This is a genomic window from Virgibacillus sediminis, assembly GCF_042643265.1.
Classification (GTDB): domain Bacteria; phylum Bacillota; class Bacilli; order Bacillales; family Amphibacillaceae; genus Virgibacillus_O; species Virgibacillus_O sediminis.
On record NZ_JBHRRZ010000015.1, the window covers coordinates 21096 to 35438 of the forward strand.

The window sequence follows — 14343 nt, forward strand, 5'->3', positions numbered from 1 at the left end:
CAGAATACCAACCTGAAAACAAATACACTATTTCTGCCACTAATATCTTTGCACAAATTCATATTATAATACAAACAAGATAAAAATGCCAATAAAATAAAATAAAATAATAAGCGCAGAAAACAACCCTGCTTCAAGGAATGTATTCTGCGCATTTTTACATGCAGTACGATCACATACTACCTATGAATGGTCTGCATAATAATATTTGCCGTCTCTTCGACTGCTTTGTTGGATACATCAATTACTTCACAACCGATTCTTTTAACCACTTCATTGAAATAACTTATTTCCTGTTCAATTCTCTTTATATTTGCATAGGTGGCCTGATCCCCAAGCCCAAGTGCCTTTAAACGCTCTTTTCGTATCTCATTCAGCTTTTCCGGGCTGATGCGGAGCCCGATACACTTTTCCGGGTTCACTTCGAATAATTCTTCAGGAGGGTCGACCTCCGGAACAATTGGGACATTAGCCACTTTCAAACGCTTGTGTGCAAGATATTGGGACAAAGGAGTTTTTGAGGTTCTCGATACACCTATCAGAACGATATCCGCCCTGGCAATACCTCGGGAATCCCGTCCATCATCATATTTTACAGCAAATTCAATCGCTTCAACACGCTTGAAATAATCTTCATCCAACTTATGAACCAAACCAGCTTCCAGCCTCGGGGACTTATTAAATACTCGCTCCATGGCCTCCAGTGTTGGCCCCATAATATCGATTACTTCTATATCCTTCTCCGCTGCCTGCTCATTCAAGTATTGGCGCAAGTCGGGATCGACAAGAGTAAAGCCTATTACACCATTGCGCTCGCCCGCCATCTGAATAGCCTCATCAATAGTCGCTTTATCTTCGACATATGGAATTCGGTTTATTTTAAAGTCACCACTATTAAACTGGCTCAGCCCAGCTTTTATTACAAGTTCCGCCGTCTCCCCTACCGAATCCGACAGAACGTAAACAACCGGTTTTTCTGTCACCATACCATCTCCCCCTTAAACCTGATCGTCTGTAACTAATTCGACAAAAACTTTGGTGATTGTCGTTTTCGTTATACGCCCTACAACCTCCATGCCTTTTTCCGTATCTTTGACCACTGGTATTCCATCAATCTGTTTATTTATGAGCTGATTGGCAACTTCAATCAGCAGATCTTCCTTCCTGCATACCGTAATATTCGGCATTCTTGTCATGATAATATGAACGGGTACAGCACTTAAATCCTGCTGGCCGATACTGGCTCTTAATAAATCTTTACGTGATAAAACACCAGTTATACAGGAATGTTCATCAATCACAAATATAGTTCCCACGTCTTCTAAAAACATAGTAGAGATTGCATCATAAACAGATACATTCTCCTTGACCACAACAGGTACATGCTGGAACTCATGTACCTTATATTTCTTAATTTTCTCTGTTAGAAGCTCGGAACCTGTCTTACCGGTGTAAAAATAACCCACCCTTGGCCGTGCATCCAGAAATCCGGCCATTGTCAGAATAGCCAAGTCCGGTCTTAACGTAGCTCGGGTAAGACTGAGGTGATCAGCAATCTTTTCCCCAGTAATCGGGCCATTCTCTTTAACTATTTCTATAATCTGTTCCTGCCTATTTGATAATTCCACCTTTTCACCACCCAACGAGCAATATGACATACTTATTCATAATTATTATATCCTATACAGGAGGGAAAAGGGAAGTATTGGTCGTTTAAAAGCTTTGCTTCCATTCGATCGCTCTCAGGTCAGCATATTCATTTACCAATACAGCAATAGCATTCACCATAGCAAGACGGTTGCTTCTCACCCGCTCGTCCTCCGCCATGACCATGTTATGATCAAAGAAAGCATGGATAGGTTCGGCCAATTCTGCTAGCAGGTTCATCGCTTTTTCTGCATCTTTTTCTTTATTTGCCCTTTTATAAGGATCAGTAATCTGGAGAACCTTCTCGTACAACACATGCTCCGATTCTGTTTCAAAGCCAGCTGGATCCACTTCGGTTTCTGAGGTCTTCCCTGCAAGGTTCAGTACACGCGTCAATGCTTCCTGAACTACTTTGAATTCTTCGTCTGTCCTTTTATCAGAGAGGATAGCAGCTTTGGCAAACGTATAGTCAATAACACCAATTTCCTTATGAATGACAGACTGAATAACATCTTGTTCGACATCCATTTCCCTCAGCAAGTAGGATGCACGCAGTTTGAAGAATTCTTCTAATTCCGCAGCGGCGTTTTCTTCATTCTCAAGATTCAAATCCAGTGACTGGTACAGCGTTCGAGTGAGTGCCAGCAAACTCTCTACTGAGACATCCCATTGCCTTTGTTTCAAAATACGCAACACTCCTGCCGCCTGGCGCCTCAAGCCATACGGGTCTTGACTGCCGCTAGGTACCAGGCCAACATATATGCAGCCGACAATGGTATCGAGTTTGTCAGCAAGACTTACTATTGAGCCTGGTATCGTTGATGGGAGTTCTCCATTAGCCTGTTTTGGCATATAATGTTCGCCGATTGCCTTCGAAACCTGCTCTTCTTCACCTAGATTGCGAGCATATTTTTCTCCTATCGTACCTTGGAGTTCGGTAAACTCATTAACCATATTGGTCATCAGGTCGAATTTGCAGATTTCAGCTGCTCTGACAGCAGCTTGTGTATCTTCTTCATTCAGCTCCAACAATTCTGCTAGCTTTGCTGTGATCTCCGCAATTCGTACCACCTTATCGTGATAGGTTCCTAATTTATCTTGGAATACTACCCGCTTAAGCTTTTCTTGATAGAAATCTATCGAGTTTTTTTGATCTTCTTCAAAAAAGAATCTGGCGTCCGACAATCTGGCACGCAGCACCTTTTCATTACCCTTGGAAACTGTGTCCAAAAACCGTTCGTCACCATTCCGAACACCAATGAAATACGACAGCAGCTCCCCTTCTACAGACTTTACTGGAAAGTAGCGTTGATGCTCTTTCATGGAAGTAATAAGCACTTCAGGCGGGAGTTCAAGAAATTGGCCCTCATAGGAACCCTTGAATACCGTCGGATATTCTACCAGATTCCTCACTTCGTTCATTAAATCCTCGTCGATAGGAATGCGGAAATTTTCTTTTCTCTCCATCTCTTTGATTCCGTCCCGTATAAGCTGTTCCCTCTCCTTGGCATCGGCGATAACGTGTTCATCTCTTAAGGCATTTACATATTCCGCCGGTTGGCCAATTGTAATCTCCTGTCCGAGGAACCTATGTCCGTATGTCCTGTTTCCAGTCCGTACCCCGGTCAATTCAAATGGAATGATCTCATTTCCATGCAATGCCACCATCCAGCGGATCGGTCTTGCATACTTTAATGTTTGATCCGCCCATCGCATATTTTTACCAAACTGGATAGAGGTGATGACGTCCCGCAAGCCTGGCAAAAGTTCAGCTGTATCCATCCCCACGATATGCTTCTCCACGAAAATATAGGTCGTGCCTTTCACTTCTTTAGTATAGATATCTTCTACTGTCTTGCCTTGCCCCTTGGTAAAACCTATGGCAGCCTTTGTCCAATTTCCCTTCTCATCTTTAGCAATCTTTTCAGCAGGCCCTCTTGCTTCCTCCCTTATGGATGTCTGCTCTTCAGCTACATCTTCGACCAGCACCGCCAGACGTCTTGGGGTTGAAAAAGAAGTTACAGGGCCATGGTCGACTCTTAAATCATCCAGCCATTTCTCCGTTTTTACTGCCAGTTGATTCTCTGCGTCATCTACAAATCGTGCTGGCAACTCTTCCAAGCCGATTTCCAATAAGACATCCTTCGCCATTTACATCTCCTCCTCTTTCTCTTTCAGCATAGGAAAACCAAGTCTCTCTCTTTCGGCAACATACGCCTTTGCAATATTTCTGGCCAAGTTTCTGATTCTGGATATGTAGCCGGTACGCTCCGTTACCGAAATGACTCCTTTTGCATCAAGCAGATTAAAGGTGTGGGAGCACTTTAAAACGTAGTCATATCCGGGGAAGACCAGGCCTTTTTCCATGGTCTTTTCCGCTTCTTTTTCATACATGGAAAAAAGCTGGAAGAGCATATCGGTGTCTGATTCCTCAAACGTATACTTGGAATGCTCATACTCCGGCTGGTAAAAAATGTCGCTAACAGTGACTCCGCTTGTCCATTCTAGATCAAACACATTTTCCTTGTCTTGTATATAGGAAGCAAGACGTTCAATTCCGTATGTTATCTCTACAGATACAGGGTTCGCTTCCAGACCGCCGATTTGCTGGAAATAAGTAAATTGAGTTATTTCCATACCATCCAGCCATACTTCCCAGCCAAGCCCAGCAGCACCAAGTGTTGGATTTTCCCAGTTATCCTCTACAAAACGGATATCATGTTTCAGAGGATCAATTCCCAACTTTTTCAAGGATTCCAAATAAAGCTCCTGGATATTGTCCGGGGATGGCTTCATGATCACTTGGAACTGGTGGTGTTGATACAGACGATTGGGATTATCTCCATAACGTCCATCTGCAGGCCGTCGCGACGGCTCTACATATGCTACATTCCACGGCTCCGGCCCAAGGCTTCTAAGAAGAGTCATTGGCGACATAGTACCTGCTCCCTTTTCCACATCATAGGCTTGCATTAGAATACAGTTCTGCTCAGACCAATGCTGTTGAAGCGTTAATATCATTTCCTGGATATTCATATGTTTAACCTCCATAAATTTTTTTAATAATAAAACCCGTCCCTATGTCTGTACCTTTACAGACATAGGGACGGGTTCTACCCGCGGTTCCACCCTATTTGCCCTTACACAGCAAGGGCCGCTTTAACAGGTTTGCTCCAGAGCGCCTTCCAAGCTGGTCCATCATCCGGCTCCCACTATCCCGGACTCGCTCTAAATGGAGTGCAGCAAGTACTCTTCCCCTTCACAGCAACACTTATTCATATGTACAATATCTTACGCATCTGCGGAAAAATTGTCAATAGTAGACTACCTCAGCTTATCAAGTTGTCCAAGGAACTTTTTTGATTTTAAATAATATCCTCCATACTGATCATAATAGGCATCTAGAATTCTGCGCAGCAATCGCTGGTTCTCTGGTTTTACCGAAATCCTTCCTACACGTTCCAGTCCTATTTTGGCGAAAATATACAGCAGCTTTGCTACAGACTCCGATAATGGGATTGCATCTGGATCCAGGCCTTTGCATTTGCTGCACAGCAGTCCTCCTTCTGCAATGGAAAAGGAAAAGGGGGGCTCATTCCCTCCGCAATTGGCACATCTGCTCACGGACGGGGCGAATCCCCCTCTGGCAAAGAGCTTCATTTCATACATCATAACAGGTATTTCAACATCTTCATTTTTCTCCACCCACTCCATAGTGTAGTGAAGTTGATCAAATAAGGAAGGATCGGGTATTTGGGAATCCATCAGTTTTTCCGTTAGTTCAGTGATATACGCTGTGTATGCTGTCTTTATAATATCTTCCCGGATTGGACGGAAGGAATGAATGATTTCACCTTGTTGCAGGGTGCTTAATCCCTTGTTGAGGTATACAAAGAATTGTCCGTAAATAAACGGTTGGGTAACAGCTGCCATTCTGCTTTTAGGCTTTTTTGCCCCTTTTGCGATTGCTGAAAACTTCCCTATCTTTTTACTCATAATCGTGACTATTTTATGCGTCTCTCCATAATCAGTAGTTTTTATGATGATCCCGTCAATTTTTTCAAGCACCATGCTTCCCTTCCTTTCCAGTCAGTTCTAATGACTGAACACTTCCCCCTAAAGGACGCCAGCGCATGATTATACGTTTGTTTCCTCTGTGGATGCTTCTTCATTTTCACTTTGCTGCCATTCATCGGATGAAGATGAATTCTCCATTTCCTTCATGAGCAAATAGGTTTCAATGTTTCCCGTTTGACTGAAAAATTTCCAAGTATCAATCACAAGAAACCCCACCTTTCATTTTTGTTTGAAAATGTTCACATCTTTAGATTTCCCTCAGAGTCGAAAACAATGAATATTAAAATTTACCAAGGTTAATATTCGTCACTTCTAAAACCGTACTCATGCAGCTGATTTTCCCTGTTCCTCCAGTCCTTCTTCACTTTGACCCATAATTCCAAATAAACCTTGGAGCCCAGCAATGCTTCTATATCCCTACGGGCGTTCTGGCCGATCCGCTTAAGCATACTTCCCTGTTTTCCGATTAAAATGCCTTTTTGTGATTTCCTCTCTGTGACAACTGTAGCTTGGATGAGTATCTTCTCAGACTCCCTCTCCTCTATATTTTCAATCACCACAGCAATAGAATGCGGAATTTCCTCTTTTGTAAGGTGAAGAACCTTTTCTCTGATAAGTTCAGAGATGACAAATCTTTCCGGATGGTCGGTTACCTGATCTTCTGGGTAATATTGCGGGCCTTCAGGCAAATACCCTTTAAGAACATCAAGAAGGCGTTCCACATTATTCCCTTCCAAGGCGGAAATAGGGATAATTTCCTTGAAGTCATATCTCTCTTTATACTCGGCAATCATGGTAAATAGATCATCGGGGTGGATAAGATCAATTTTGTTAATAATGAGAAAAACAGGACGGTTCACCTGTTGCAGGCGATCTATGATGTATTGGTCGCCACGGCCATACCCTTCTTGCGCATTTATCATAAACAAGATCGCATCCACTTCATTTAATGTATCCTCTGCTACCTTTACCATAAAATCTCCGAGCCGGTGCTTAGGCTTATGAATCCCGGGAGTGTCGATAAAGACCATTTGGGCATCTTTTTCGGTCAAAACCCCCTGTATCTTATTCCTTGTTGTTTGGGGCTTATCACTCATTATAGCTATTTTTTGACCAATAACCCTGTTCATAAAGGTGGATTTGCCTACATTCGGCCTGCCTATAATTGCAATGAATCCTGATTTATAATTGTTTTCCATATATATCCTCCGTGATAACCTCGTTTATCCTAATGATACTACAAATAATTCCTTATTTCACAAATACGACAAAACCTTTAAAAAAATGCTCTTATTATGGATAGTTGTACAATTGAAACCGCAGGGAATAAATAGAAGTCCTTTTGCAACCACTTCACAGGACTTACTGAAGCAGCACACCTATCCGTGGAACAAAGACAATTAATCCAATAATAGCAGCAGTTGCCGCGGATATCATCACCATTCCTGCTGCCATATCCTTGATCGCTTTAGCAGATGGATGAATATCCGGCTTGATATAATCCACCATTTTCTCAATAGCAGTATTTATTATTTCCGAGGCCAATACCAGTCCTATGGATAGTATTAGCGCCATCCACTCAAACCGCGTGACCTTGAACAAAAAACCACTGAATATGACAATGCATCCCGCTGCCAGATGAAAACGGAAATTCATTTCCGTTTTCAACGTTTGGCGGATACCTGCCCATGCATGGGAAAAGCCTATCCCCTTTTTATTATCGTTCCACACCGAACTCACCCAGTATTTCTTCCTGCCTGGAGAACATTTTCTTCTCATCCTCTTTCTCCATATGATCGTAGCCTAACAAATGCAGCAGACCGTGAACCGCTAAGAAGCCTAATTCTCTTTCAAGAGAATGTCCATATTCCTCTGCCTGTTCTTTAGCTTTGTCAATAGAGATGACGATATCCCCTAAAATCAATGGCCCATCATCCCCAGAGATTTCCGGCTCACCTTCCACCGTTTCCTGGAGAGCAAAAGAAATAACATCAGTAGGCTTATCTTTCTGCCTATAATTACGATTTAATTCTTGTATTTCTTCATTCCCTGTAAAATTGACTGAGATTTCCGCTTCTTGGGGAATATCCTCTTTTTCCGCAGTAAAATCGAGTAATCTTTGCAGCAGATCAAAGTGATCAGGTTCTACGGTATTTGTCGAGTCATGAAAGTCTATATGCATGTTTTTTTCCTCCTTACAACATTTATAGATCTGCCCTTGCAGATATAAAGTATTCTAATGAACCCTCGTGTGTGAACAAAGACGGTTTTTCCGTTGTGTAATTTTTCCCTTTTGCACCAGACTTGAAACAAGCAGTCGTGCCTCTCACAGCAGGTATATAACCTACCCTGCCTGAATTTATTATTCCCATGAACAGAAATAAGACCCGTTAATTCGGGTCTTCATCATAGCCTGTTATTTATCGATGTTATAGGCTTCAATAATTCGCTGTACCAATGGATGTCTGACAACATCACTCGGATCCAAATGAATAAATGAAATGCCGTTGACAGAGTGGAGAAGCTGCTTAGCCACCTGTAACCCGGAACGCATGCCTTTTGGCAGATCAATCTGGGTAATATCGCCGGTAATGACCATTTTTGAACCGAATCCCAGTCGGGTCAAAAACATTTTCATCTGTTCCGGTGTTGTGTTCTGCGCTTCATCCAAAATGACAAACGCATCGTCCAGTGTACGACCTCTCATGTAAGCAAGAGGGGCTATTTCAATGGTTTCTCTTTCAATTAACCTCAGCGTATGCTCGGCCCCCAATACATCATGCAATGCATCATACAGTGGGCGAAGATAAGGATCAACCTTTTCTTTTAAATCCCCTGGCAGGAAGCCTAGACTCTCTCCAGCTTCTACAGCCGGCCTGGTCAAAATGATCCGTTTAACTTGTCCATTCTTCAATGCATTGACTGCCATTACTACAGCCAAGTAAGTTTTTCCCGTGCCGGCTGGGCCTATGCCGAATACAAGGTCCTTATTCTTAATTGCATTGACATATCCTTTTTGGCCAAGTGTCTTTACACGAATCGATTTCCCTTTAACATTTTTGGTTATTTCATCTTCAAACAATGTTTCAAATTGATTAATTTTCCCGGCTTTAGCCAAATCAACCGCATAGACAACATCCCGCTCCGTAATAGACAAGCCCCGTCTGATTACAGAAAGCATAGCCAAGAGGATTTCCTCGACAAGGGCGATGTCTTCTTCTGTTCCTGAAACCCCTACCTGCTCTCCTCTTGTGACAATAGAGACATTCATTTTCGATTCTATTTGCTTTAAATATTTATCATTTGTGCCGAATAAAGACAATGCTTCATTAGGGTTGGTTAATTCCAATTCAATTGTTTTAAGATTTTCCGACATAATCAATCTCCTTGGTTGGTGTAATCACTGGCTTCCAATCAATCCGCTGGAGGGCTATGATTGATTGGTTCTGCTTTTGCTATATTTTCTTCTACGCTTACATATAAGTTTATTTTAACTTTACCATTCTCCATGGATTCTTGCAAAATTTTTTCAGACACAATCACGGCCTCAGGTTCCAACTGCAACCTCAGGTCTCTCTTAGCCTGTTCAATCCCCGCTTCGGCCGCTTCCTCCTCTGTTAGTTTTTCCTGTACGGATTCCTTTTCACTGATGGTAGTAGTCACAAATTTCACAGGGAGTTCCCATTTTAAGAAGTAAAGACTTCCCTCTTCCACTTCTCTATGCTCTTCCTCGAAGCCGGGATCGCCAAACCCCCAGATAGGAAGCATTGTTTCCCCTATCTTAAGATGGTATTTCTTTTCCCGCTCTCCAGTCAGCTGCTCTGTAGAACGCTCCATAGGGATTGTCACCGTGATTTCATACCAGGTGGCGGCTGTCACTTTCCCCTGGGCTGCAACTAATTCTGCATTAGTGTCCTCTTCTTCTTCACCTTCTTTATCTTCTTTATCTTCTTTACCGCCATCGTCAATCCGTCCCGAAACCAAAACATCCCCTGCCTCAACATAGTCATTTACATGCACACGAGGCCTCCCCTTTGCAACGTACATATCGGTAATGACACCTTTCTTGGCTGCGACAAGGTTCTGGGGTGCTGGTTCCTCTTCTTCCTTTACTACTATCTTCTCCACCCCTTCCAATTGAAAGGTTGTCCCCTGTTGGTCCACGCCTACCCAAAGCAACTCTGGAACATCCTTGATCAACTGCTGTTGAATTTGGTTGGGAGATTCAAGTTTAAAAATCCAGGCTCCTCGTTCAATACCATATTCCTCCAATTGTTTACCCACCTTCTCTTCTAAGTCTTTGGGAAGGCCTGTAATCTCTACATTCCAAAGGATATTGGAAAGGAAGAGGAGGAAAAATAAACCGGCAGCTAATCCCGTGACAAGAGTTTTTCTTCCTAGAAATTGTTTCAACAGGAAAGGAAAGCCTTTTCTATCCCTAAATCTAATTTTATAACCGGTTCTTCTCCTGATCTTTTTGATTTGCTGTAGATCCCTTAACTTTATGGATCCTTCACAAGTATCTGTTCCTGTTCTGCGGATGTTCCATACTTGAATATTCGATTGGCTGCATAACTGAAAAAAAGCTTCAGGTCTTTCGCCGCGAACCTCAATTATTATATACCCTGCCATTGATATACCTTGATTATGCTTCATTTGTTCCTCCTCCCCTGGAAATATTAATCAGAAATAAATTTAACGTCGCTGATTTTCCCTTCCAGCAGCATCTCCTCTTGCACCATCATTTTAATGACGAAAGAAGAGCCGGTTATCACAATAAATCCATTATTAGTTTTCAATCGGAGTTCTGTGTCGGTATAGATATCTAACCCTTGGTGATTTTCTATATAGACATGTAATTGGCCAATCATGGTAATACGAGGCAACTCCAGAACTACATCAGATGGCAGGGAAAGATATTTAGTCAGCCATGGCCTAATCCGCTGATGTATTGAACTCATTCATGCAGCCCCCTCTCTCTCCTATATATGTATGAGGGGACGATGGGCATAAGAACAATAAAAAACCATCAGCAGCAAGCTACATGCTTGTGCTGATGGTTTTTTATCATTTTCTCCGCTGGGTCAAAACAGAACGGTAAGGTTTCTTGGAACGTGGCGGTCCTAGCACCTCAGACATCACAATGCCATTTATCAGGCCTTTTTTAGATAAGTTCCTTTTTATGTCGCTTCTAGTTTCTTCCTGTTTTTTCGTTAGGCCCTTTTCCGGCTCACGGAGAGGATTCTCTAGCGTTTCTGCACCCCGAAAATCTGTGTTACTGCTTGTATGGGCATGCAGCCGATCTGCGAGACGGTCCATCTGTTTGTTCTGCTGATCTTCTATTGACTCAGCGATAACGACATTCTTTTCCTTGCTCTTGCGCTCCCCGCTCTGCCGCTGTGGGGCTGGCTGTCTGGGAGCCGGCCGAGAAACGGGGCGCTCGCGGGGCGACTGTTCTTCTTCCTGCTTGTTGTTACGTAAAAAGCCCATCAATCCGGCAATGACCATGATGATCAGGAAGAAGTTACCAAAAATGAACTCAATCAAATTCCCCATGGAATCCCTCCCTTAAGGGCGTATGCAAATTACTTATCATTCTCATCCGTGTTTTCATCAGAGAGTTTCCCGATGGAATCACGCATATCCGTGTCGGCATCAATATTACGATAATTCATATAATCCATAACACCCAAGTTGCCTGAACGTAATGCCTCTGCCAACGCGAGTGGAACATCTGCTTCTGCTTCCACCACTTTTGCTCTCATTTCCTGTGTACGTGCTACCATCTCCTGCTCTTGTGCTACGGCCATTGCACGACGTTCTTCCGCTTTCGCCTGGGCAATATTCTTATCAGCTTCCGCCTGGTCTGTCTGCAGAATGGCACCGATATTCTTGCCGATATCCACATCGGCAATATCTATGGAAAGAATTTCAAAAGCAGTACCGGAATCAAGGCCCTTGCCTAATACGGTCTGGGAGATAGAATCAGGGTTCTCCAATACCTGTGTATGTGCCTTTGAGCTACCTATTGTACTTACAACCCCTTCACCTACACGAGCAATGATCGTTTCCTCACCGGCCCCACCGACGAGGCGATCAATATTTGCGCGAACTGTTATCCTTGCTTTTGCCTTTACTTCAATACCATCCATTGCAATCCCCGCAATGAAAGGAGTTTCAATCACTTCAGGATTTACACTCATTTGGACTGCTTCCAAGACGTCCCGGCCAGCCAGGTCGATAGCAGCGCCTCGTTCAAAAGGCAGATCAATGTTCGCCCGGTGAGCTGCAATTAGTGCATTTACCACCCTGTCTACATTTCCACCTGCCAGGTAATGGCTTTCCAACTGATTAATCCTGACTCCTAACCCGGCTTTATGTGCTTTAATCAATGGATTAATTACCCTGTTCGGCACGACTCGACGGAGCCGCATCCCGATAAGAGTAAAAATGCTCACCTTAACGCCTGCTGCAAGTGCACTGATCCACAAGGCAACAGGTATAAAAGTAAATAATACTGCAAGAGCAATCAATATGACCGCTATAATAATCAGCGGCATCAATTCAGATAATCCCATGTACAAAATCCTCCTATATTATTTATTTCAGGTCAGATTTGTCTGACCACGATTCTGGAACCTTCGACTTTAACAACCTTTATTTTTTCATTTTTGCCAATGAAACTACCCTCTGATACAACATCCAGGCGCTCTCCTTCAAAGATGCCGGTTCCAGCAGGCCTTAGGGGGGTTTCTGCTATCCCTTCTTTGCCAACAAGCTCCAGCCGATTGGCAGAAGACACATACCCTTCTTCTGTTGCTGTGCTGTCCTTCAGGATTATATGACGGAAAACACCTTTATCTGCGCCAATTCTGCGAAATAAGATGATAGCTGCTATTAAGGCAATTAAAAACGCAATTCCTACACTCATGGACATATGTCCCAAATCATAACCGGACATAAATAAGGAACCGACAACCGCTCCTATTCCAAGTAAACCAAGAATTCCGCCCGCTACAAAGAATTCAGCTACTATCATGGCAATCCCTATTACAAGAAGGATGACTGCCTCCATCCCAGCAAGCCCAGCAACAATATGCCCGTAAAAGAAGAGAACCAAGGCTACAACGCCCATCGTACCTGCAACACCGAATCCAGGGGAATACAATTCGACAACCAATCCGAGGCTAGCTACAGATAGAAGAATAGGAATCACTACCGGATTTGTCAAAAAACGGGCAACCTCTTCTGCCAGACTAGTCTCCGTCTCTACAATAGAGGCTCCAGACAGACCCAGTTGATTCATCAATGCTTCCCGGTGATTTACTACCCCTTCCGCATATCCTACCTCTACAGCTTCGGAAGGGCCCAGTGTAAGGTACTCCCCTTCTGGTGCTCCGTATTCAGGCATATCTATATCCGGATCAGCCATGGCGGCGGCATATTGAGGATCTCTCCCCTTTGATTCTGCTGCACTTCTCATAGCTGCCAACCAAGCGGATTGGGCTTTCTCATCGGCCGCATTTCCATCCTGCGTGATCACACCACTTGCCCCCATTGTAGCTTGTGGACGCATATAAATATTATCCGTATTCAATGCAAGATATGAACCAGCAGATAATGCCCGATTGACGATAAAGGAAGTTGTTGGGATATCCAATTTCTGCAGCATACTGGCAATTTGTCCAGCCGAATCCACTCTTCCACCTGGGGTATCAATCTCAAAAATGATGTGGTCGGCATTTGCCTCTACAGCTTCTTCAGTCGCCCGTTCAAGGAAAGCTTGAAGTCCTCGTTCAACTTCGTTTTCAATAGGGATAACGTATACTAGTTCACCAGCTCCTTCCTCACTTTCGACTGTTCCCGTCCACCCAAAGGTGCCAAGAACTAACATAGCTGCCAATAAAAATATGTAGTTTTTCCCTTTGTATACCGGCAAATGATTCACCCCCCTTATCGGCTGCACCTACATATACGATTAACTCGTAAATTGGTTCCGTCTACATCAAGAATTCTTTTTAAATCTTACCATAAAGCAGTTCTACAATGATACTTTTTAGTGAAAGCAGTAGTGGCAAATAGTCAGCTCTTCGCTTGTAGGTCATTTGATATTATAAAAAGCCCTTGCCACAGTCTATGACAAGGACCCTTTGTTTACTATTAACCTAAATTTTTCTGTACGAGCTTATTTACCTGAGAGCCGTCTGCTCTGCCTTTAACTTTTGGCATGACAGCACTCATCACTTTACCCATATCTTTTTTGGAAGTGGCATTGACTTCCTGAATCACCTGCTGAACAATCATTTCCAGCTCTTCATCTGTGAGCTGATCAGGCATATATTTTTGTAAAATATCTACTTCAGTCTCAAGATCTTGAACAAGATCATCGCGTCCAGCTGCTTTAAATTCTTGGAGGGAATCTTTCCGTTGTTTCAACTCTCTGGACAAGACGGTAAGTTCTTCATCCTCAGAGAGAGTATCATTACCAAGTTTAATTGACTCATTTTGTAATGAAGCCTTGACCATGCGAATTACCTTGAGTTTTTCTTTCTCTTTATTCTTCATCGCCTGCTTCATATCCTGGTTCAGCTGATCAAGTAATGTCATGCTCCTGCACCT

16 protein-coding genes are annotated in these 14343 nt (G+C 43.2%); all 16 read right to left on the minus strand.

Going from position 1 to position 14343, the window contains the following annotated elements; translation table 11 throughout:
* Window positions 1–179: 179 nt before the first annotated feature.
* Window positions 180–986 carry a pyruvate, water dikinase regulatory protein gene (locus tag ACFODW_RS08505; protein ID WP_390305294.1) on the minus strand — a complete coding sequence of 269 codons (807 nt, stop codon included), beginning with the start codon at window positions 984–986 and terminating at the stop codon, window positions 180–182.
* A gap of 12 nt (window positions 987–998) precedes the next feature.
* The gene (locus ACFODW_RS08510) at window positions 999–1628 is read right to left on the minus strand and encodes a helix-turn-helix transcriptional regulator (protein ID WP_390305298.1); all 630 of its coding nucleotides are present in this window, start codon (window positions 1626–1628) and stop codon (window positions 999–1001) included.
* Window positions 1629–1713: 85 nt separating this feature from the next.
* Window positions 1714–3798 (minus strand): glycine--tRNA ligase subunit beta, encoded by a 2085-nt coding sequence (gene glyS, locus ACFODW_RS08515; protein ID WP_390305302.1) that lies wholly within the window; start codon window positions 3796–3798, stop codon window positions 1714–1716.
* Window positions 3799–4683: a glycine--tRNA ligase subunit alpha gene (glyQ, locus tag ACFODW_RS08520; RefSeq protein ID WP_390305304.1), complete on the minus strand. Its 885-nt coding sequence runs from the start codon at window positions 4681–4683 to the stop codon at window positions 3799–3801. It abuts the gene before it with no gap.
* A 288-nt stretch (window positions 4684–4971) separates the two neighbouring features.
* Window positions 4972–5715 carry a DNA repair protein RecO gene (gene recO, locus ACFODW_RS08525; RefSeq protein ID WP_390305981.1) on the minus strand — a complete coding sequence of 248 codons (744 nt, stop codon included), beginning with the start codon at window positions 5713–5715 and terminating at the stop codon, window positions 4972–4974.
* Between the two features lie 69 nt (window positions 5716–5784).
* Entirely contained in the window at window positions 5785–5928 is a 144-nt protein-coding gene (locus ACFODW_RS08530; RefSeq protein WP_390305306.1) for a YqzL family protein, read from the minus strand.
* Between the two features lie 92 nt (window positions 5929–6020).
* On the minus strand, window positions 6021–6923 hold the full coding sequence (gene era / locus ACFODW_RS08535; protein WP_390305309.1) for a GTPase Era: 903 nt from the start codon (window positions 6921–6923) through the stop codon (window positions 6021–6023).
* Window positions 6924–7086: 163 nt separating this feature from the next.
* Complete coding sequence (locus ACFODW_RS08540) at window positions 7087–7464, minus strand: diacylglycerol kinase family protein (RefSeq protein WP_390305311.1); 378 nt, start codon at window positions 7462–7464, stop codon at window positions 7087–7089.
* Window positions 7442–7906 (minus strand): rRNA maturation RNase YbeY, encoded by a 465-nt coding sequence (ybeY, locus tag ACFODW_RS08545; protein ID WP_390305313.1) that lies wholly within the window; start codon window positions 7904–7906, stop codon window positions 7442–7444. The genes ACFODW_RS08540 and ybeY overlap by 23 nt, the downstream gene beginning before the upstream one ends.
* A gap of 234 nt (window positions 7907–8140) precedes the next feature.
* The gene (locus tag ACFODW_RS08550; protein ID WP_390305315.1) at window positions 8141–9100 is read right to left on the minus strand and encodes a PhoH family protein; all 960 of its coding nucleotides are present in this window, start codon (window positions 9098–9100) and stop codon (window positions 8141–8143) included.
* A gap of 38 nt (window positions 9101–9138) precedes the next feature.
* Window positions 9139–10380, minus strand: coding sequence for a sporulation protein YqfD (gene yqfD, locus ACFODW_RS08555; RefSeq protein WP_390305317.1), 1242 nt, complete (start codon window positions 10378–10380; stop codon window positions 9139–9141).
* Window positions 10381–10403: 23 nt separating this feature from the next.
* Window positions 10404–10685, minus strand: coding sequence for a sporulation protein YqfC (gene yqfC, locus ACFODW_RS08560; RefSeq protein ID WP_390305320.1), 282 nt, complete (start codon window positions 10683–10685; stop codon window positions 10404–10406).
* Between the two features lie 106 nt (window positions 10686–10791).
* Window positions 10792–11280 (minus strand): hypothetical protein, encoded by a 489-nt coding sequence (locus ACFODW_RS08565; RefSeq protein ID WP_390305323.1) that lies wholly within the window; start codon window positions 11278–11280, stop codon window positions 10792–10794.
* A 29-nt stretch (window positions 11281–11309) separates the two neighbouring features.
* Window positions 11310–12302 carry a flotillin-like protein FloA gene (gene floA / locus ACFODW_RS08570; RefSeq protein ID WP_390305325.1) on the minus strand — a complete coding sequence of 331 codons (993 nt, stop codon included), beginning with the start codon at window positions 12300–12302 and terminating at the stop codon, window positions 11310–11312.
* 32 nt (window positions 12303–12334) lie between these two features.
* Window positions 12335–13618, minus strand: a complete 1284-nt coding sequence (locus tag ACFODW_RS08575; protein WP_390305983.1) for an NfeD family protein — start codon at window positions 13616–13618, stop codon at window positions 12335–12337.
* A gap of 266 nt (window positions 13619–13884) precedes the next feature.
* Entirely contained in the window at window positions 13885–14331 is a 447-nt protein-coding gene (locus ACFODW_RS08580) for a GatB/YqeY domain-containing protein (RefSeq protein WP_390305327.1), read from the minus strand.
* Window positions 14332–14343 lie beyond the last annotated feature (12 nt).